Origin of the sequence: Embleya hyalina (genome assembly GCF_003967355.1) — a bacterium.
Taxonomy (GTDB): domain Bacteria; phylum Actinomycetota; class Actinomycetes; order Streptomycetales; family Streptomycetaceae; genus Embleya; species Embleya hyalina.
Genome location: NZ_BIFH01000021.1, coordinates 301,852 through 322,005, shown reverse-complemented (window position 1 = coordinate 322,005; position 20,154 = coordinate 301,852). Strand labels below are relative to the sequence as shown.

16 protein-coding genes are annotated in these 20,154 nt (G+C 71.7%); 11 read left to right on the top strand and 5 right to left on the bottom strand.

Going from position 1 to position 20,154, the window contains the following annotated elements; all coding sequences use genetic code 11:
* Positions 1-163 precede the first annotated feature (163 nt).
* Positions 164-1,885: an alpha/beta hydrolase gene (locus EMA17_RS22055; protein ID WP_371863026.1), complete on the bottom strand. Its 1,722-nt coding sequence runs from the start codon at positions 1,883-1,885 to the stop codon at positions 164-166.
* 142 nt (positions 1,886-2,027) lie between these two features.
* Positions 2,028-3,449, bottom strand: a complete 1,422-nt coding sequence (locus EMA17_RS22050) for an amidase (RefSeq protein WP_126638797.1) — start codon at positions 3,447-3,449, stop codon at positions 2,028-2,030.
* A 113-nt stretch (positions 3,450-3,562) separates the two neighbouring features.
* On the opposite strand from EMA17_RS22050, the gene EMA17_RS22045 reads away from it, so the two are divergent.
* Both EMA17_RS22045 and EMA17_RS22040 read left to right on the top strand, forming a co-directional pair.
* Positions 3,563-4,159 (top strand): TetR/AcrR family transcriptional regulator, encoded by a 597-nt coding sequence (locus EMA17_RS22045; protein ID WP_126638796.1) that lies wholly within the window; start codon positions 3,563-3,565, stop codon positions 4,157-4,159.
* 1,244 nt (positions 4,160-5,403) lie between these two features.
* Positions 5,404-6,258, top strand: a complete 855-nt coding sequence (locus EMA17_RS22040; protein ID WP_126638849.1) for a hypothetical protein — start codon at positions 5,404-5,406, stop codon at positions 6,256-6,258.
* 792 nt (positions 6,259-7,050) lie between these two features.
* Here the strand turns inward: EMA17_RS22040 and EMA17_RS22035 are convergent.
* Entirely contained in the window at positions 7,051-7,425 is a 375-nt protein-coding gene (locus EMA17_RS22035; protein ID WP_126638795.1) for a VOC family protein, read from the bottom strand.
* 239 nt (positions 7,426-7,664) lie between these two features.
* On the opposite strand from EMA17_RS22035, the gene EMA17_RS22030 reads away from it, so the two are divergent.
* The 3 genes from EMA17_RS22030 to EMA17_RS22020 all read left to right on the top strand — a co-directional run bounded on the left by EMA17_RS22030 (position 7,665) and on the right by EMA17_RS22020 (position 11,288).
* Entirely contained in the window at positions 7,665-9,122 is a 1,458-nt protein-coding gene (locus tag EMA17_RS22030) for an aminopeptidase P family protein (RefSeq protein ID WP_246126816.1), read from the top strand.
* Between the two features lie 375 nt (positions 9,123-9,497).
* Positions 9,498-9,866, top strand: coding sequence for a hypothetical protein (locus EMA17_RS22025; RefSeq protein ID WP_126638793.1), 369 nt, complete (start codon positions 9,498-9,500; stop codon positions 9,864-9,866).
* A gap of 225 nt (positions 9,867-10,091) precedes the next feature.
* Entirely contained in the window at positions 10,092-11,288 is a 1,197-nt protein-coding gene (locus tag EMA17_RS22020; RefSeq protein WP_126638792.1) for a sensor histidine kinase, read from the top strand.
* A gap of 1 nt (position 11,289) precedes the next feature.
* Here EMA17_RS22020 and EMA17_RS22015 read toward each other — a convergent pair whose 3' ends face one another.
* Positions 11,290-12,633, bottom strand: a complete 1,344-nt coding sequence (locus tag EMA17_RS22015) for a GAF domain-containing protein (protein ID WP_126638791.1) — start codon at positions 12,631-12,633, stop codon at positions 11,290-11,292.
* Positions 12,634-12,805: 172 nt separating this feature from the next.
* On the opposite strand from EMA17_RS22015, the gene EMA17_RS22010 reads away from it, so the two are divergent.
* Both EMA17_RS22010 and EMA17_RS22005 read left to right on the top strand, forming a co-directional pair.
* Entirely contained in the window at positions 12,806-13,615 is an 810-nt protein-coding gene (locus EMA17_RS22010) for an alpha/beta fold hydrolase (RefSeq protein WP_160161496.1), read from the top strand.
* Positions 13,616-13,713: 98 nt separating this feature from the next.
* Complete coding sequence (locus tag EMA17_RS22005; RefSeq protein WP_126638789.1) at positions 13,714-14,652, top strand: SAM-dependent methyltransferase; 939 nt, start codon at positions 13,714-13,716, stop codon at positions 14,650-14,652.
* A gap of 168 nt (positions 14,653-14,820) precedes the next feature.
* On the opposite strand, the gene EMA17_RS22000 is transcribed toward EMA17_RS22005, so the two are convergent.
* Positions 14,821-15,579, bottom strand: coding sequence for a DeoR/GlpR family DNA-binding transcription regulator (locus EMA17_RS22000; RefSeq protein ID WP_126638788.1), 759 nt, complete (start codon positions 15,577-15,579; stop codon positions 14,821-14,823).
* A gap of 298 nt (positions 15,580-15,877) precedes the next feature.
* On the opposite strand from EMA17_RS22000, the gene EMA17_RS21995 reads away from it, so the two are divergent.
* The 4 genes from EMA17_RS21995 to EMA17_RS21980 all read left to right on the top strand — a co-directional run bounded on the left by EMA17_RS21995 (position 15,878) and on the right by EMA17_RS21980 (position 20,115).
* Positions 15,878-16,729 (top strand): endo alpha-1,4 polygalactosaminidase, encoded by an 852-nt coding sequence (locus EMA17_RS21995; protein ID WP_126638848.1) that lies wholly within the window; start codon positions 15,878-15,880, stop codon positions 16,727-16,729.
* A gap of 193 nt (positions 16,730-16,922) precedes the next feature.
* The gene (locus tag EMA17_RS21990; RefSeq protein WP_126638787.1) at positions 16,923-18,251 is read left to right on the top strand and encodes an extracellular solute-binding protein; all 1,329 of its coding nucleotides are present in this window, start codon (positions 16,923-16,925) and stop codon (positions 18,249-18,251) included.
* A 26-nt stretch (positions 18,252-18,277) separates the two neighbouring features.
* Positions 18,278-19,237: a carbohydrate ABC transporter permease gene (locus EMA17_RS21985; protein ID WP_126638786.1), complete on the top strand. Its 960-nt coding sequence runs from the start codon at positions 18,278-18,280 to the stop codon at positions 19,235-19,237.
* Between the two features lie 98 nt (positions 19,238-19,335).
* Positions 19,336-20,115, top strand: coding sequence for a carbohydrate ABC transporter permease (locus EMA17_RS21980; RefSeq protein WP_503826237.1), 780 nt, complete (start codon positions 19,336-19,338; stop codon positions 20,113-20,115).
* The last annotated feature ends 39 nt before the right edge of the window (positions 20,116-20,154 follow it).

Here is a 20,154-nt window from a genome sequence, read left to right as displayed (position 1 = left end):
GACGCCGGTAATCACTCCTTCAATCGTATCGATCCCGACCCGAATGGCGGCGGGTGCGACGGATGCGGCGAGCGTGGGCCGGGCCACACGGGGTCGGGAGTCGGGGATCAGGGGTCGGGGGCCAGGGGTCGGGGGCGAGGGGTGGGGAGTCAGGGGTCGGGAGTCAGCCGATGCGATCGAAGCCCTCGTCGACGCCCGGGAGGCCGGCGAGGCCCGGAAGGCCCTGCCCACCCGGCAGCCCCGACGGTCCGGCCATACCCGGGCCGCCCGCTACCGAGGGTGCCTGCGCGGTCGCCGAGACCGGGTCCGGCTCGTCGGCGCAGACCGTGCCGCGTGGCGGGAGGGTCAGGTCCGTCAGGTAGCGGACGGTCGCCGCCTGTGCGCACGCGCTGCGCCCGAAGGCGGTGTGCCCCTCGGCACGGAACGTGAGCAGTCGAGCGTTGTCCAGGCGCTCCGACAGCGCGACCGCGTCCTGATACGGGGTGTCGGGGTCACCCGTCGTACCGAGCACGAGGATGGGCGCGGAGCCCCACGCCCGATACGAGCCCCGGTGCCGGCTGACCCGTTCACCGCTCCACCGCGCACACGCGGGCGCGTGGTTGTGGTCGTAGGTGGGCGGCCCGAACCCGATCGGCGGGCCGAGCAGCGGCGCGTCGCGCACATTGGCCCGCACGTTCCGCTCCAGCCGGCCCGGATCGCGCGGGTAGGCCCGGTCGATGCACTCGACCACGACGTTCGCGGTGAGGAAGTCGAAGCTCGCCGCCGACGGCGGTCGCAGCAGGAAGGCGGTACCGTCCCGCAACTCCGCCTGCCGCAGCGCCGCGCCGAACGCGGGCCACACCGCCTTGCCCCCGTTGATGTTGAACATCAACCGGTAGGCGAGCGTGTACCCGTTCGCCGCCGCTCCCGAAGGGGTGGGCACCGGGTGCGCGTCCAACTCCCGCACCAGGCGCTCGAACGCGCCGCGCGCGTCCCCTTGGCCGAATCCACACCGCACCGGTTCGGCACCGCACCAGTCGAGGAAGCGCCCCATCGCCGCGTCCAGCGCCAGGTATTGCGGCCGGTCGTACTCGTACGGGCGCTCCGCGTAGTGCACCGGATCGTAGGCGCCGTCCAGCGCCATCGCCCGCACCCGGTCGGGGTACCGATCGGCGTAGACCGTGCCGATGTAGGACCCGAACGAGCGCCCGTAGAAGGACAATCGCCGCTCCCCCAGCGCCCGGCGGAGCAGGTCCAGATCGCGCGCCACGTAGTCGGTGCCCATGAACGGCAGTACGTCACCGGCCTTGGCCGCGCAGGCCGCGTCGAAGTCCCGTGCGGTCGACACCGCCCGGTCGAACCCGTCGGGCCCGGGCCGACCCGGCGACCGGGTGATCTCGCGCGAGTAGGTGGCGTCGTCCCAGCACTCGTACGGCGCGCTGCGCCCGATGCCGCGGGCGTCGAAGCCGAACACATCGAAACGGTCCCGCAACTCGGCCGGCAGGGACGCGTGGTTTCCGCGCACGAAGTCCACCCCGGAGTTGCCCGGCCCACCGGGTTGGAGCACCAGGGTCCCCAGCCGCCGCGCCGGGTCCGCGGCCCGGTGGCGGATCACCGCCAACGTGAGACGACGCCCACCCGGTTCCCGATAATCCAACGGGACCGAGGCGTTCGCGCATTCGAAGGTGGCGTCCTCGACACAGGGACTCCAGGCCAGGGTCGGGGCCGCCGCCTCCTCCGGTTCCGCCGAGGCGTCGACCACGCCGCCCCCGACCATCGCGAGTGCGACGGCCGCGACGGCGGCGGTTCGCCTGTACAGCACCCGCCACCTCGCGCGCGCCGAACGGCGGGTCGGCTCGTGCGCCGATTCGTGGGCCGGATCGAACACACGGCGGTGGCGTGTCATGTTTCGTCGATTCCCTTTCGCCGGACGGATTCGCACTCGTGTTCTTCCCCCGGGACAACCCCGACCGCACCACCTTCCCCGATCGGAACTCCCGCTGTCTCCGCTACCTCAACGCGATGACCCCGAAGCGGACACGCGGCGATCACCCACCCGTGCGCGGGTCCACCGGCGTCAGCGTGCCCAGCCGGTCCTCGACGGCCTGGGCCGCGTCCAGGCAGAGGTCCTCCCGGAACGCCCGCCCGACGATCTGCGCCCCGGTGGGAAGGCCGTCGACCACCCCGGTGGGCACCGCCACCGCCGGCAGGCCGACGAAGCTGGTCACCGTACACAGCCGCATCGCCGACGCCACCCGATCCCGACCGGCCCGGTCCCGCGACTCCAGACCGGGTTCGACCGGGGGCTCCGTGAAGGACGGGCCGAGCAACAGCGGGTATTCGTCGAGGAATTCCGCCCACGAGCGACGGATGTTCAGCCACGTGCCCATTAGCTCGAGCAACTCGTCCGCGGTCGCCGGCGGGGTGCGCTCCATCGCCATCGCGATAAAGCGGTCGCCGCCCGGGCCGAGCAGGGTGCGCACCACCGGCCAGGTCGGCGCGAACTCGGTCAGGGTGATCCGTTCGTACGCCTCGAGGGCCTCGTCCAGGCGCGGTACGTCCGGCACCTCGCGGACGTCGTAGCCGGCGTCGCGCAGTGCGTCGGCCGCCGCCTCGACCGCTCCGCGCACGGCCGGGTGTACGCCGCGCCCGCCGGGATCCGCCACCACCGCGACCCGCACCGGCCCGGCGAGGGGCGGGCCGTACGGCGGCACCGGCACGGCGCGCGGATCGCGGGGGTCCGCGCCGGCCAACACCTCGTACACCGCGCGCAGATCGCCCACCCCGCGTGCCAACGGCCCGTCGGTGACCAGCATTTGTGTCGCCGGGCCGGGATCGTCCGGTCCCAGCACCCGATGGTCCGCCGAGAACCGTCCCGTCGACGGCTTCAGCGCGGCCACCCCGCAGAACTGGGCCGGGATCCGCAACGACCCGCCGGAGTCGTTGCCGAGCCCGATCGCGGCCATCCCGGCGGCCACCGCCACCGCGTCGCCACCGCTGCTGCCGCCGGGGGTACGGCCGGGGTGCCAGGGGTTGACCGTGTCGCCGAAGAGTTCGCTGCGGGTGTGCATCCCGGCCAGGATCAGCGTCGGTATGTTGCCCCGCCCGATCGGGATCGCCCCGGCCGCCCGCAGCCGCGCCACGGGCGGCGCGTCGGCCGCCGCCACCAGGTCCCGAAAGCGCGGCACGCCGAACGTGGTCGGCACGCCGGCCACGGCGGTGCTCTCCTTCACCGTGAAGGGCACGCCCGCGAGCGGCCCCAGCGCCTCCCCGGCGGCGCGCCGGCGATCCGTGCGCAGTGCCTGCTCGCGGGCGTGGTCGGCGAGCACGCGGGTGATCGCGTTCAGCTCCGGGTCGACCTCGGCGATCCGCTCCAGATGCGCGTCGACGAGGTCGACGGCCGAGACGACCCCGTCCCGGACGGCCTGCGCCTGCGCCACGGCCGACATCTCCCACAACCGGTCCGACATGGTGCGCGTACCTCCCGCTTTCGTTCCGATGCAACTGCATCGGAACGATAGCCTGGGAACCGATGCATCCGCATCGCAATAACGCGCACCACGACCGGAAGGCCGCAGCAGCCATGCCCAGACAGGTGGACCACGCGAGCCGACGCCTCCTCATCGCCGAGGCCGTATGCCGGCTCGCCGACGAACGCGGCCTCGAAGGCGTGACCCTGCGCGACGTCGCCGCGCGCGCCGAGGTGTCGATGGGCGCGGTCCAGCGGTGCTTCCGGACCAAGGAGGAGATGCTCGTCTTCGCCCTCGGCCACGTCGGCGAACAGGTCGCCGCCCGGGTACGGGCCCGCCTGATCCGCAGCCCCGCCCAGTCGGCCGCCACCGCCCTCGGCCACGCGGCCTCCGAGTTCGCCCTGCTCCGCGACGAACACCGCGCCGAGGCCCGCGTCTGGCTGGCGTTCCTGGCCCAGGCCGCAATCAGCGCCCCGCTGGCCGAGATCCTCAAGACCAACTACGCCGCGCTGGAGGAATCCTTCACCCACCTGATCACCACGGCCGCCGCCACCCCGGATCCCCCCATCCCCCTGAACCCCCACCACGAGGCCCGCACCCTCCTGGCCCTCGCCGACGGCCTCACCACCCACGTCCTGCTCGGCCACCTGACCCCACCCGAAGCCGAAACCGTCCTACACACCCACCTAGCGAACCTGTGGACCGCGTAGCCATCGGCGACGCCCCGGCTGCGACGTTTCGGTAGCGGTGGGGGCGGGGGCGGGGGTTCGGGAGGGGTGGCCGTGACGCTGCCGGGGCTTCTCGGGTGTGGTTGGGCGTTCTTGGCGGGCGTTGCGCTTGTGGCTGGGGTGGCCGGTGCGGGGTCTGTCCGCGTCGGTGGTGGGCCGCCGCCGGCGTGCGGGGCTTCGAGACTGGGGGCTTCCGGCGAGGAGACTGGGGGCTTCCGGCGAGACGGGTGTGTTGGTCGGTGAAAACCGGCCAGCGGCGGGAGGCGGAGAGGGCGGTCAGGTCGAGTTCCCCGGGGGAGCCCCCCGAGGGGGTCGGGTTTTCTCGGCGCGCGTTGCGCTTGTGGCTGGGGTGGCCGGTGCGGGGCCTGTCCGCGTCGAGGGTGAGCCGCCGCCGGCGTGCGGGGCTCCGTGACGGAGGGTTTTCGACGAGACGGGTGTGTTGCTCGGCGAAAACCGGCCAGCGGCGGGAGGCGGAGAGGGCGGTCGGGTCGGGTTCCCCGGGGGAGCCTTTCCGGGTGGGTCGGGTTTTCTCGGCGCGCGTAGCGCTTATGGCTGGGGGTGGCCGGTGCGGGGTCTGTCCGCGTCGAGGGTGGGCCGCCGCCGGCGTGTGGGGCTTCGAGACCTGGGCTTCCGGCGAGACGGGTGCGTTGGTCGGCGAAAACCGGCCGGCGGCGGGAGGCGGGGAGGGCGGTCGGGTCGGGTTCCCCGGGGGAGCCTTTCCGAGTGGGTCGGGTTTTCTCGACGCGCGTTGCGCTTGTGGTTGCGGGTGGCCGGTGCGGGGTCTGTCCGCGTCGAGGGTAGGCCGCCGCCGGCGTGGGGGGCTTCGAGACCTGGGACTTCCGGCGAGACGCGTGCGTTGGTTGGCGAAAACCGGCCGGCAGCGGCGGAGCGGGAGGGCGGTCGGGTCGAGTATTCCGAGGTGGCTTTCCGGGTGGGTCGGGGCGTTTGGCGAGGGGTTGGGGGTCGAAACCGGATGGCGATGGGTGGTTGTGGGCTTCGGGCTTCGGTGACCTGCGGTTTTGTAATGCGTGCGCGGGAATTCGGGCGTCGAGTGCGGGTTTCGTGTGCTTCATCGGCTTCGGGCCTATCGCTGCGATAGGTGCACCGATCGGAGGTATTTCGTCTGCTTTGAAACGGACTTCGTTGTCGGCTTTCCGGAGTGTCGCCGGCGGGCGGTATTTTGCGTCGACGCATGTGACACGACATCAAGAGGAGCACTCATCGTGATGCCCGAGACGGCCCTGGTGACTGACCCCGGCGGGTGGGATGCCGCGCTGACCGGCGCCTTCGAGATACTGCTCGACGGCCGGCCGGCAGTCGATCCCGCTGCCCGGTATGGGGTGTACTACGCCTCGGACTCTCTCGACGAGTTCCTGTTCCCGAATTCCTGGATCACCCCGGCCGCGCTGGTGGGTCGGGAGTCGAGGCAATTGCCGGATCCGGACGGGGAGTACCCCTTCTCTCCGTGGGCGTGGCGGTTCGACCTGCGCGAGTCGCTGTTCCACTTCGACGCCGACCTTCTCGCCGGTACGGGGCCGTGGGGCGACGGCGGGCACAAGGGCCCCCGGCCGTTCGACGATGCCTTCGTCGCCGACTTGCGGACCGTTGCGGCGGTGGATGAGGACGGTGAAGTCTTGGTCCATGGCGCGGAGTTGGGAGCACTCCTGGACCGCCATGGGGTCGACCTGACCGACGCGACATCCGAGAAACTGAACGGCTGGCTGTCCGTGCTGCTGCGGGTGGCCACCGATGGCACTTCGACGGACGCGATGCGGGCCGCCACCTTCACCGAGCGCGGCCCCGAGCACCTGGTGTCGATCCACGACATGAATGCCGTCCGCACGGCTGCCGAGCCCTGGGAGAAGAACCTGAGCGCGGTCGCGCACCCCGGGCTCCGCGACCATCTCCGCATGCTCTGCCTCAGCGAGAACGACGCACGCAGCGAGGGCGGCTTCTACTACCGCGCCGGCCACTGGCCGTGGTCCGATGTCCTGGAAGCGGTCGGCTGCTCCCTTGTCGCAGGCTGGGGATTCGGCGAGTCCCAGGCCGGCGTGGCCGTCGTGCAGTTGCCCGACCGCTAGAGCGGACAAAGCCGGAGCGCACCGAGCACGCCCGCAGCGGTCGAGAATCGGCGCCCACTCCGGGCGCCGATTCGCCTACCCGCCAGGGACATGCGAGCCCCGCACGTACGCCATCCCCGCGAGCTTCCCCACCATGCCGGATTTCTGGCGATCTGCCGACGGACCTTCGGCCCTTCAAGCCCGCTGACCTGCGGTTTTCTCTCACGCAAGGGCTGCGGCATCCCACGGAATCCGGTTTCGTGAACCGACGCCACCCACATGCCCGGCGCCCCCCGGAATCACCCGAGCGCCAACCCACCCGGAAAGGCACCCCGGGGAACCCGACCCGACCGCCCTCCCCGCCTCCCGCTGCTGGCCGGTTTTCGCCGACCAACGCAACCGTCTCGCCGGAAGCCCCAGGTCTAGCAGCCCCGCACGCCGGCGGCGGCTCACCACCGACGCGGACAGACCCCGCGCCGGCCACCCCCAACCACAAGCGCAACGCCCACCGAGAAAACCCGACCCACCCGGAAACGCACCCCCGGGGAACCCGACCCGACCGCCCTCCCCGCCTCCCGCCGCCGGCCGGTTTTCACCCAGCAACGCAGCCGTCTCGCCGGAAGCCCCCAGGTCTCGAAGCCCCACACGCCGGCGGCGGCTCACCACCGACTCCGACAGACCCCGCACCGCCACCCGCAACCACAAGCGCAACGCCCGCCGAGAAAACCCGACCCACCCGCCGACGCCCCCGGCGAAGGCGTGGCTTGCTCGTCGGGAGGGCCGCGGCTCGGAGGCCGCGTGTCTGTGTCGGGGTCAGTGGAAGCACAGGCAGAACGGGTGGCCCGCCGGGTCTGCGAGTACTCGCCAGTTGGCTCCGGGGCGGACCTGGTCCGTGCGTTCCAGAAGTGTCGCGCCGAGGGCCAGGGCACGTTTTTCCTCGCCGTCGAGGTCGTCCACGTCGAAGTCCAGGTGGAGTTGTTGCGGGACCTGTTGGCTCGGCCATTCCGGTGGGCGGTAGCCCTCCACGCGTTGGCAGGCCAGCGGCGTTCCCTCGAAGCCGTGAACCTCGATCCAGTCCGGGTCGTCCGCATCCACGACCACCCGGCCACCGAGCAGTTCCGCGTAGAACTCCGCGAGCCGTGCCGGATCGGCGCAGTCCAGTGCGATCGCCTGCAGCTTTCGAATCACTTCGACCCCCTCGTGTCTCCGGGACCGCCGTCGGCGGCACCGTACGCGAGGGGTCGTACCCACCGCCCCGGCGGCCAAGCCCGACGACGCGCCGACCTGCCGAGGGGCGCGTCCGGACGTCGGGAAGAATGGGTGGGAACCTGCGGTCGACAACCGATCGGCAGTCCATTCCGGGAACCCGGGAACCCGGAAACGCGAAAACCCGGAAGTCCAGAGATCCAGAAGTCCAGGAGGCAGGCGTGGGTGCCGAGAACCGGCCGTCCGACGAAGAGCAGGCGCAGCCCATCAAGCAGCGCAAGAACGGCCTCTACCGCGGCGAGGTCTCGGAGGAGCTGGCCGCGAACATGCGCACCGGCTGGGCCGACACCGAGCGCGTCGACCTGGCGCCGATCGAGCAGGCGTCCGACACGGCCCGCCGCCGCGCGGCCCTGTCGGCCCGGTTCCCGGGTGAGCGTCTGGTGGTCCCGGCGGGCAACCTCAAGACCCGGTCCAACGACACCGAGTACCCCTTCCGCGCGTCGACCGAATACGCCTACCTGACCGGCGACCTGACCCAGGACGGCGTCCTGGTCCTCGAACCGGTCGCCGACGGTCACGACGCGGTGTTGTACCTGCTGCCCCGGTCGGACCGGGGCAACGGCGAGTTCTGGCTGGACGGGCAGGGCGAGCTCTGGGTCGGTCGGCGCGCCGGGTTGGCCGAGGGCGAGCTGCTGTACGGGCTGCCGTGTCGGGACGTGCGCAAGGTCGTCGAGGAGCTGACCTCGGCCGAGGGCGCGGTGCGGGTGGTGCGGGGCCACGACGCGGGTGTGGACAGCGCCCTGGGCGAGCGCCTCGACGCCGGGCGGGACGAGGAGCTGCGGGTCTTCCTGGCCGACGAGCGGCTGGTCAAGGACACGTTCGAAATCGGGCAGCTCCAGGCCGCGGTCGACTCGACGGTGCGCGGTTTCGAGGACGTGGTCCGGGTCCTGGATCAGGCCGAGGCCACCTCGGAGCGGTACATCGAGGGGACCTTCTTCCTGCGCGCACGGCTGGAGGGCAACGACGTCGGCTACGGCTCGATCTGCGCCGCCGGTCCGCACGCGACCACGCTGCACTGGGTCCGCAACGACGGCGCGGCGCGGGCGGGCGATCTGCTGCTCCTGGACGCGGGCGTCGAGACGCACACGCTCTACACCGCCGACGTGACCCGTACGCTGCCCGTCTCGGGTCGCTTCACCGCGCTCCAGCGCCGGATCTACGACGCCGTGTTCGCCGCGCAGGAGGCGGGCATCGCCGCCGTGCGGCCCGGGGCCAAGTACCGCGAGTTCCACGACGAGGCGCAGCGCGTACTCGCCGAACACCTGGTCGAGTGGGGCCTGGTCGAGGGTCCGGTGGAGCGGGTGTTGGAGCTGGGTCTGCAGCGGCGGTGGACGCTGCACGGCACCGGCCACATGCTCGGTCTGGACGTGCACGACTGCGCGGTGGCGCGGACCGAGTCGTACGTCGACGGCGCGCTGGAGCCGGGCATGTGCCTGACCGTCGAGCCCGGACTGTACTTCCAGGCCGACGACCTGACCGTGCCCGAGGAGTACCGCGGGATCGGGATCCGGATCGAGGACGACATCCTGGTGACCGAGGACGGCAACCGGAACATGTCAGCCGCCCTGCCGCGCGGCGCGGACGAGGTCGAGTCGTGGATGGCCCGCCTGCGCGCCTGACCCCGTCGGCCCGGCACGACTCGCCCCGGCACACTCCGCTCGGCCCACTCGGGCCCGGCACCATCGACACCGCACCATCGACACGGCACGACACGGGCCGCCCTCCCCGGAACACACCCCCGGGGAGGGCGGCCCGTCACATGCCTGCCGCGGATCGTCTCGGCGACCCGAACACCCCACCCCCAGCCGGGTGTTCCCGTCCACCCTCGGTGGTTTTCGGCCGCACGGGGATGATCACCGGCCAATCCCGACAACCGCGCCAAGCGTTATCGATCGGTGACCTTCGCGAGGCGCGGAGATTGCCATGATCATCCTCGCGGCGCGCAATCCGTCCCGCCGCCGCGTGAAACGCACATCCACCAGGAAAGAGAAGAGATGCGCAAGAAGATCGCCGCGACGCTCGCGGCGGGCGCCCTGACGGTGACGATGGCCGCGGGGGCTGTCGTGACCGGTGCCGGCACCGCGTCCGCCGGGACGAACGGGCAGCAGATCCACTTCGTGGACCTGTACGGCAAGACCCAGTCCATCCACATCGAGGGTCCCAACCAGAACGGCCAGTGGACCGCGCTCTGCGTCAACACGCCGAGCGAGCACAAGTACGTCGACGGCTGGTGGTGGAAGGGCAACATCACCTTCACCCACTACGCGTTCTCCGACTGCCAGTTCCAGTACCAGAGCCAAAAGGTCGAGTACGTGGCGCCGTATCTGCCGAACACCGACTACTTCCTCACCACCAACCGGTAGTCGTCCGGCATCGAACACCCGTCGGCGACCGGCCACTTCGCCGGTCGTCGACCCGGACGTACACACGACGCCGCAACGTTCGGGCGGCCGGGGGAGCCGACCCGGCCCCGCCGTGGATCGCGCTGAGGTCGTGCCTTCGCGCGCACCGCGTTCGACCTGCGGTGGACGCGGCGATGAGCGCCCAGGGTGATGCCGAACCCGCCCTCCCGGTCGTACGGTCGCCCCGTGCAACGAATCTACGCCTGGTTGCGGGCGCATCCCCTGTGGGTCGACTCGGTGTGCGCGTTCCCGGCGTTCGGCCTCGGTGTCCTCCAGATCCTGTCCTACGAGTACGGCATCGTCATGTCGCTCTGGGCCTACACGATCGTGGTGGCCCTGAGTCTGGGCATGGCGCTGCACCGGGTCCGGTCCCGAGTGGCGACGATGCTCGTGGTCGGGTCCGGGGTGGCCCAGTTGCTCTGCGACGGGACGATCACGTTCGCGAACTACGCGATGCTGGTGATCGCGTACACGGCCGCCAAATCCGGGCCGCGCTGGCTCTCCCGGGCCGCGCTCGCCTCCACGGTGCTGGCGCCGGCGGCGCTGCTGGTCCGTTTCCCGCACGGCGACGGCGAGACCTTCAGGGCCAACCTGTCCGCGTCCGGCTTTGTCATCGTATTGCTCGCGATCTCCTGGGTGTTGGGCGATTCGATGCGTACCCGGCGCGCGTTCTACGCCGAGTTGATCGACCGCGCGGCGCGTCTGGAGGTCGAGCGCGACCAGCAGGCCCGGCTCGCTGCGGCGGCCGAACGGGCGCGCATCGCCCGCGAGTTGCACGACGTGGTCGCGCACAACGTCTCGGTGATGGTGGTCCAGGCCGACGGCGCCGCGTACGCGATCGACGCCGCGCCCGACTCGGCCCGGGAGGCCCTGGGCACGATCGCCGCCACCGGCCGCGAAGCGCTCGCCGAGATGCGCCGCCTGCTGGGCGTACTGCGTTCCGAGAGCGACGCCGAGACGTTCGTCCCGCAGCCCGGCGTCGACCAACTCGACGAGTTGCTCACCCGGGTCCGCGGCGCGGGGCTGGCGGTCGACCTCCACGTCGAGGGCCGACCCGTCGAACTGTCCCAGGGCATCGGCCTGACCGTGTACCGCATCGTCCAGGAGGCGCTGACCAACACCCGCAAGCACGGCGGGCCCGGCGTCGGCGCCCGGGTCGTACTGCGCTACACGGGCGAGGACATCGAACTCGACGTGCGCGACGACGGCCGCGGCGAGGCGGCTCCCGGCGACGGCATGGGCCACGGCCTGGTCGGCATGAGCGAACGGGTCGCCCTGTTCGGTGGTCGCCTCGAAACCGGCCCCTACCCGGCGGGCGGCTGGCGTGTGCACGCCCTGCTCCCCACCCGCCCCCGCACGCCCGCCCTCCCCGGACGCCCGTAGCTCAGCCCGCCGCCGTGCTCGCCCACCGCATCGCCGTGTCCGCGTCGGCCGTCTCCACCACCCGGTTGCGCAGCCGTTCGTGCAGCCTGGCCCGCAGTTCGAGGACACGCGGGGCCGTCGACCCGGGCAGCAACGGCCCCCGGTAGCGGTCCAGGAGGGCGTCGGCGGTGGTGTCCCGGTTCGACAACGCGTGGTCCAGGTCGAGGAAGTCGGCCTCGCAGTCCCCGGTCAGCCGATATGGATCCGACGCCAGCCGGTGGCCCAGGATCGCGCGCAGCCGGGCGAGTTCGGCCCGCACCGTGGCCGGGCGGCCGGCCGGTCCGTAGACCGCGTCGGTGATCGCCTTCGCCGTCATCCCGCCCGGTTCGCTCAGCAGCGTGGTGACGATCTCCGCGTGTCGGCGGGTGAGTTCGTGGGTGGCGCCGGCCACGTACAGCCGCGCCCGGCGCAGCCCGAGCGCCTCCAGACGCATCGGCGCGGCGGTCACCGGTCCGGTGGCGCCGTCCTCGGCGATGAGCAGGAACAGGCCACCCGCGGCCAGCCGTTCGACGAGCACGAGCCGGCCGCCGGGCAGCAGCATCGGGCCTTCGCCGACCGGTGTCGGGAGCCGATTCGGCAGCCAGCCGGGCGGATCCGCGCGCACCACCCGCCCGCCGGCGTCGACGATCGCGCTCCGGGTGCCCAGGCGGCGGGCGATGCGCTCGACGTAGCGGGTGCGTACCCGCATCTCCTCGCGCAGCCGGACCGTCTCCAACTCCGACTGGGCCAACCGCCGGGCCGTGTCGAGCAGGGGGATCGCCAGTGGCTGCCAGTGCCGTTCCGGGCAGGTGAAGTCCAGGATCCCGAGCAGGTCGCCGCTGATCGGGTCGTGGATGGGCGTGGCGGTGCAGGTGTAGGCCGTGGCCGCGGACAGGAAGTGCTCGGCGCCGAACACCTGGAACGGCCGCCCCGTCGCCAAGGCGGTGCCCACCCCGCTCGTGCCGGCCGCGTCCTCGCTCCACAGCGCGCCCGGCAGCAGGTGTACCCGCTCCGCCGAGCGCAGCGACGTGTGGTCGCCCTGGACCCACAGCAGGTGGCCCCGGGCGTCGCTGAGGAACAACAACCGGCCCGGATCCTCGATCAGTCCGCCCAGCGAGCGGCGCAGCAGCGGCCAGATCCCGGTGAGCGCGTGTTCCTCGCGGTGGCGGGCCAGTTCGTCGTCGTCGAGCCGCACCGGGGGCAGGTAGGCGTCGGGCGCCAGCCCGTGTCGTCGGGCGCGCGACCACGAGGCCCGGATCGGGCCCCGAACCCCCGACGCCGTGCCGCCGCTCAGCGCCCGTTCCCGTGCGTCCGATCGGTGTGCCATGGAGTCATCATGCCGGCACGGTCGGTCGTCGGCGGGGTGGGTGTCGTCGCGGATTCTGCAACCTTGGTGCAACCCCCCTGCGACGTCTGGCGGAACGACTCCCGGCTCACGCAGACTGCCGGCAGCGCGGCGCGGCGAACGGGGTGCCGTGACCGAGACCGGAGGAGATGGCGTGCCCTACCTGGAACTGTCCGACACCGTCCCGCTCTACTACGAGGAGCACGGCGAGGGCCGGCCCGTCGTCCTGTTGCACGGTTGGACGATGAACGGCACCTTCTGGTCCGGGAACGTGGCCGCGTTGGCGGCGGAGAACCGGGTGATCGTGCCGGACTTCCGCGGCCACGGGCGGTCCGGGAAGACGCCCGAGGGTCATTCCCTGGACCAGTACGCCCGCGACATCCGCGAGTTGGTTCGGGCCCTCGATCTCGCCGAGGTGACCGTGGTGGGCTGGTCGATGGGTACCTCGGTACTGCTGTCGTATGTGCGGCAGTTCGGCTGCGAGGGGCTGCGCGGCGCGGTGTTCGTCGATCAGTCGCCGCGCTTCCTGGACGGCCCCGACTGGGAGTTCCCGCTGCTCGGCGGGTATTCCCGCGGCGATCTGGCGGTGTTCGCGCAGACCGTGCGGCACGGTCGGCCGATCGCCGTGAAGCCGTTCATCGAGGCCTGTTTCGCCGAGCCGCCGGCCGCCGAGGCGGTGGACGCGGTGTACGCGGAGACCACCCAGACGCACACGTCGTCCGCGCTCGACGTCTGGATGGACATGGCGCACTCGGACTGGCGGTCGGTGCTGCCGCGGGTGACGGTGCCCACCCTGCTGGTCTACGGCGAGCGCAGCCGGGTCTTCCCGGGTGATCTGGCCGGGTGGCTGGCGGGTGTGCTGCCCGACGCGCGGATCGAGAAGTTCTCCGCGAGCGGGCACGTACCCTTCGTCGAGGAACACGAGCACTTCGACGCAGTCGTCACGGATTTCCTCCGCCGCTGATCTCCCCAGGCGCACCGGAGGAATACGCGGGCCCGCCCGGCGGGTACCCCCGCCTCGCCCGATCCGGGCGGCCCGTGACCCGAGAATCGGGAAGGCCGATGATTGTGATTCCCCAGCAGGCGCCGGAGACCCGATCGTGCGCGGGCCGGCCGGTGCCGGCTCGACCGCCGGTCCAGGTGTCCGCGACGCGCCGGTCCGGATTGCGCACCGATCTGCCGCATCCCGCTCGTATGTACGACTACTACCTGGGAGGCAAGAACAACTTCGGGGTCGATCGCGAGGCCGCCGACGCGGTGCTCGGGGCGGCTCCCGAGGTACGCGCGATGGCTCGGGCGAATCGGGCGTTCCTGCGCCGTGCGGTGTCGTTCGCGGCGGGGTGCGGGATCAGCCAGTTCCTCGACATCGGGGTCGGCATGCCGACCGCGCACGACACCTACGAGTGCGCGGTGTCGGCCGGCGAGGAGGCGCGGGCGGTGTACGTGGACAACGATCCGCTGGTGCTCGCGCACGCCCGGGCGTTGTCCGGTCGGCCCGGTCGGGTGCGGGTGGTGGAGGGCGATCTCCGCGATCCGCACGCGCTGTTGGCGCGGGTGTCCGGGCGTTCGGGGGTGGATCTGGATCGGCCGGTGGCGGTGGTGCTGACCGCGGTGCTGCACTATCTGTCGGACGCGGACGATCCCCGGGCCGTGGTGGGCGCGTTGGCGGGTGCGATGGTGCCGGGCAGCATGCTGGTGCTCTCGCACGTCGCCGCGGATCTGCGGCCGGAGGCGGCGCGGGCCACGGCCGAGGCGTATCGCCGTTCGGCCGCCCCGCTGTTCCCGCGCACGGCGGCGCAGGTGCGGGCGCTGTTCCCGGGCCTGGATCCGGTCCGGCCGGGCGTGGTGCCGATCTCGTCCTGGCGCGCCGACCGACTTCCGCGTCCGCTGGTGGAGCGGGAGTGGATGTACGCGGGGGTGGCCCACAAGCCGCCTCCGGGACGCCGGGAGTGTTCGGGCACGGGTCGCGTCCCGGCCCGGTCACTGCGCCCCTGTGCCTGAGCCGGTCGCAGCCCCGCAGGGGAGGGCTGCGACCGGCTCGGAAACGGGCGGACCGGCACGCGCGTCGACCGCCGGGTCGTCGTGGTGGGCGGGGCCACGCGCCGGTTCCGGCGCGTGGTCGCCCGGCCGCGCCGTCGAACCGTCGCCGCGCCGCGGACGATCGCCCTTTCAGACCACCGTCACCGCGACTCCCGCCTCCGCGATCCGGGCCAGTTCGTCCTTCGGGGCGTCCGCGTCGGTGACCAGGTGGCCGATCCCGGACAGCGGGCAGATGCGGGCCAGGGTGGCCTTTCCGATCTTGGAGTGGTCCGCCACCACGATGGTGTGGTTGCTGCGGTCGGTGAAGGCCCGGTCGGTGGCGGCCTCGAGTTGGTCGTGGGTGGTGCAGCCGTGCGCGGCGCTGATCCCGTCGACGCCCAGGAAGGTCACGTCGGTGTAGTAGTCGGCGAGGGTCTTCTCGGCGATCGGGCCGACCAGTTCGTAGCTCTCCTTGCGGGCGGTGCCGCCGATCACCACGAGCGTGACGTCCTTGTGCAGGACCAGTTCGGCGGCGATGTTCACCGCGTTGGTGACGATGGTGACCGGCCCGCGCTCGGCCAGGATGCGGGCGATCTCGGTGGCGGTGGAGCCGCCGGTCAGGCCGACCACGGCCTCCGCCGGGACCAGGGCCGCCGCGGCGCGGGCGATCGCCAGCTTCTCCGGTCGCCGGCGCTCGCTGCGGTACTGCATGGGCGTCTCCAGGCCGATGTTGCCCACGGACGCCCCGCCGTGCGTGCGGCGCAGCAGGTTCACCGCGTCCAGGTGCTGGAGGTCGCGGCGCACCGTGGCCCCCGAGACCGCCAGGATCGCGGACAACTCCTCGACGCTCACGCTCCCGTGTGCGGCAACGTGTTCGAGGATGCGCGCATGGCGCTCGGTTCTCAACATTCGCGCAGCATATCCGTGCGCATTCGCGCAGTCACGGGACCCACGGGCGCGATCCACGGGTGATCGGGGACGGCATTTGCGGCCTCCGCATGGCAACTCCCGTGAGCATTGTGCGCACTGACGATCTCTTGACATGACGAATGTTGCTCGATTTACTGCTCCGACGCCGAGCAGCGCAATCGGCGTCAAAGGTACGCCCAGCCGGTAGCCGGCGTGAAGCCGCAAGCCCGGACAAAGTCGCCAGGATGCCAGTCGACATCCGAGGCGGGGACGTATCCTCCGCACCTGGAGTTCGATGATGAACACCTTCCTCCCGGGTAGATCGGCCCGCCGTCTCGCCGCCCTCGCGGCGACCACCGCGACGATCGCGGGATCCCTGTTCCTCACCTCGTCCGCGAGCGCCGGCACCACCGGGCCCGCGAACGCACCCAAGAGCGCCGCCGTCACCCTGCCGCCCACCCACGCGAACTTCGACTACCAGATCGGCGGCGCCTACACGCCGCCCACCGGGGTCAAGGTGGTCACCCGTGACCACTCCGCCACCCCGGCGCCCGGCCTGTACAACATCTGTTACGTCAACGCCTTCCAGGCCCAGAAGGGCGCCGAGGGCGACTGGAAACCGGGCGAGTTGCTCCGCCGCGGCGACGGCACCGTGGTCTACGACGGCCAGTGGAAGGAGGCGCTGCTCGACATCCGCACCCCCGAGAAGCGCACGTCCGTCGCCGCCAAGGTGAACGCCCTGATCGACGAGTGCGCGGGCAAGGGCTTCCAGGCCGTCGAGCCGGACAACTACGACAGTTACACCCGCTCCGAGGACCTGATCACCGCGGCGAACGCCAAGGCCTTCGTCACACTGCTGTCCGCGCACGCGCATCAGCGCGGACTGGCCATCGCCCAGAAGAACACCTCCGAACTCGCCCCCGACCGCGCGAGCACCGGGCTCGACTTCGCCGTCGCCGAGGAATGCGGCCAGTGGAACGAATGCGGTGACTACACCAAGTCGTTCGGCAACAACGTGATCGTGATCGAGTACACCGCCAAGGGCCTGAGCAACGCCTGCTCCAAGTGGGGCGGCAACCTCAGCGTCGTGCGCCGCGACCTGAACGTCGTCCCGGCCGGCAGCAGCGGATACCTGCGCAAGACCTGCTGATCCCCGGCCACGATCGTCGGCCCGGCGCCCCGATCCCGCACGGATCGCGCCGCCGGGCCACCCCCTCCGCCGCGCACGTCCACCCCCTCGCCCCCGCCCGTCCGGGCCCGCTCCGGGGCGACCGCCGACGCGCGCCCGCACACCCCCGCCCTCGCCCGCCCCCGCACGCGTTCCGACATCTCCCGGAGGTCCAGTGGTTCTCGACCGGTTCCATCCCACCGGCCTCTCCCGGCGCGGCCTGCTCCGCATCGGCGCCGGTGCCGCCGCCGCGACGGCGCTGTCCACGACGCTGGCCGGGTGCGCCGGCACCGACGACGGCGTGGGCGCCGACGGCCGGGTCACGATCGAGATGTGGCACGGCCAGACCGACACCGGGCGTGAGGGGCTGGAGGCCCTGGTGGAGCGGTTCCATCGGGCCCAGTCGGGCATCCGCGTCGACCTCGGCGGCGGCGTGCTCGCCGACGCGATGCTCCAGAAGATCACCGCGGCCCTCGCCGCCGGCTCCTACCCCGACATCGCCTACGTCTTCGGCTCCGACCTCGCCGGCGTCGCCCGCAGCCCCAAGGTGGTCGACCTCGGCGACACGGTGCGCTCGGCCCCCACCCCGTGGGACGACTACTGGGATCCGGCCCGCCAGGCGGTCACCATCAACGGCCGCGTGCGGGCCGCGCCCGCCGTCCTGGACGCGCTCGCCGTGATGTGCAACAAGAAGCTCTTCGAGGATGCCGGCGTCCCGCTCCCCCGACCCGGCTGGACCTGGAACGACTTCCTGGCCACCGCGCAGCGCCTCACCGACGCGCAGCGCGGCGTCTTCGGCACCGGCTGGCCGGGCGTGGGCGACGAGGACACCGTCTGGCGGTTGTGGCCGATGATCTGGGACCTCGGCGGCGACGTGGTCGCCGAGAACGGCCGCGACATCGGCTTCCGCGAGGTCGGCGCCCGCGCCCTGGAGACGGTCGAGGCGCTGGCCCGCGCCAAGAGCGTCTACATCGACCCCAAGCCCGGCAGCGAGCAGATGTACCAGGTCTTCGCCTCCGGCCGGATGGGCATGGTGGTCACCGGCCCCTGGCAGATCCCCGACGTCACCGCGGCGGGCATCGACTACCACGTGGTGCCGCTGCCCAGCTACAGCGGCCGGCCGATGACCATCTGCGGCCCCGACACCTGGACCGTCTTCGACAACGGCGGCGCCCGGGTGCGCGCCGCGCGCACCTTCGTGTCCTGGCTCAACCAGCCCGAGCAGGACGTCGAATGGGGCGTGCGGGTCGGCAGCCTGCCGCTGAGCCGGATCTGCGAGGCCAAACCCGAGTGGCGCGCGCACGCCGCCGAGACCCCGGGCCTGGACGTGTTCACCCGCGCCCTGGAGACGGCCCGGGTACGCCCCGCGCACCCCGCCTATCCGCAGATCTCCACGGCCCTCGGCGAGGCCATCGTGTCCGTACTGCTCGGCAAGAGCAGTCCGACCCGGGCCCTGAACCGCTGCGCCGCCGCGGCCAAGGCCGCCCTCGTCATACCGCGTTGACGAATACCGCGTTGAGGAGCCCCTCCATGTCATCCCTGCCCGCTCCACTCACGCTGTCCGACCACGATCGCCGACAGCGCACCCTGCGCCGCAGACGCCGGCGCGAGACGGCGACCGCGTGGGCGTACATCCTGCCCGCCGTCCTGGTCGTGCTGGGCCTGAGCGTCGTGCCGTTCGTCTGGTCCCTGCTGCTGTCCTTCCGGGCCGACGACCTGGTCACCCCCAGCCGCTGGGTCGGCGTGGACAACTACGACGCGCTCACCCAGGACCCGCACTTCAGCCAGGCGGTGCGCAACACCCTGCTGTACACCGGGCTCTACGTGCCGCTGAGCATGGCCCTGGGGCTGTTCCTGGCGCTGGTGCTCAATCGACGGATCAAGTTGGTGGGCCTGTACCGCACGCTGATCTTCGTGCCGTTCGTGATCTCCGCGACGGCCCAGGGTGTGCTGTTCTCGTTCATCCTCGACCCGGAGTTCGGCGCGGCCAACTCGGTGCTGCACGCGCTCGGGATCGGTCGGCAGGGCTTCCTCACCGATCCCGGGCAGGCGTTGGCGGTCCTGGTGGCGATCTCGGTGTGGAGCGGCACCGGGTTCTGCGTGGTGATCTACCTCGCCGCGCTCCAGGACGTGCCGCCCTCGCTGTTGGAGGCGGCCCGGCTCGACGGCGCCGGGCGGTGGCAGTTGTTGCGGCACGTGGTGATGCCGACGCTCACCCCGGTCAGCCTGTTCCTGGTGCTGTGGCAGACGATCAACGCGTTGCAGGTGTTCGACCTGGTCTATGTGACGACCAAGGGCGGTCCGCTCGGATCCACCACGGTGATCGTCTACTTCATCTGGGAGCAGGCGTTCAAGAACTTCACCGCCGGATACGGCGCGGCGGCGGCCTACGTGCTGGCCCTCGCGCTCCTGGTGATCGGGGTCGCGTCGCGGCTCGTCCGCGGTCGCAAGCCCGCCGGCGCCGTGCTCGCCGAAGGTGGTGCCAAGTGAGCGCGACGACCGTCGAGTCCGCCCCCGCGCAGGCCCGTCCGGCCCCGGTCGCGGCGCCGCGCCGCCGGCTCCCGTTCAGCCCCTGGCATCTGCTGCTGATGCCGCTGTCCCTGCTGTTCGCCCTGCCGCTGGTGTGGCTGGTGCTCAGTTCGGTGATGACCAACGCGGAGATCAACCGGTTCCCACCCGCGCTGTGGCCCTCCGGGATCGACCTGGGCGGATACCGCTACGTGCTGGGCAACGCGATGTTCCCCCGCTGGTTCGCCAATTCGCTGATCGTCTCGGCGGTGGCGGTGGCCTCGAACCTGGTGTTCGGGGCGTTGGGGGGCTACGCGTTCGCCCGGATGCGGTTCGCCGGGTCGCGCGTGTTGATGGTGGCGATGTTGGCCACCATGGCGATCCCGTTCCAGCTCACCATGATCCCGACGTTTTTGATCATGAAGCGACTCGGGCTGATCGACACCCTCGGCGCGCTGATCATCCCGTCGCTGGTCACGCCGTTCGCGGTGTTCCTGCTGCGGCAGTTCTTCCTCTCGCTGCCCCGGGAGTTGGAGGAGGCCGCCTGGATCGACGGTTGTTCGCGGCTGCGCGTGTTGTACCTGATCGTGTTGCCGCTGTCCCGGCCGGCGCTGAGCACCGTCGCGGTACTCACCTTCCTCACCACCTGGAACGACCTGACCTGGCCGTTGATCGCGATCAACCACGACACCCAGTACACGCTGCAACTGGGCCTGACCACCTTCCAGGGCCAGCACCACACCCAGTGGGCCGCGGTCATGGCGGGCAACGTGATCACCGTGCTGCCCGTGCTCCTCGCCTTCCTCTTCGCGCAGAAGGCGTTCATCCAGTCGATCACCTCCAGCGGTCTGAAGGGGTAGCGATGTCACGGGAGTTCGACCCTCTCGTGCTCCGTCCCC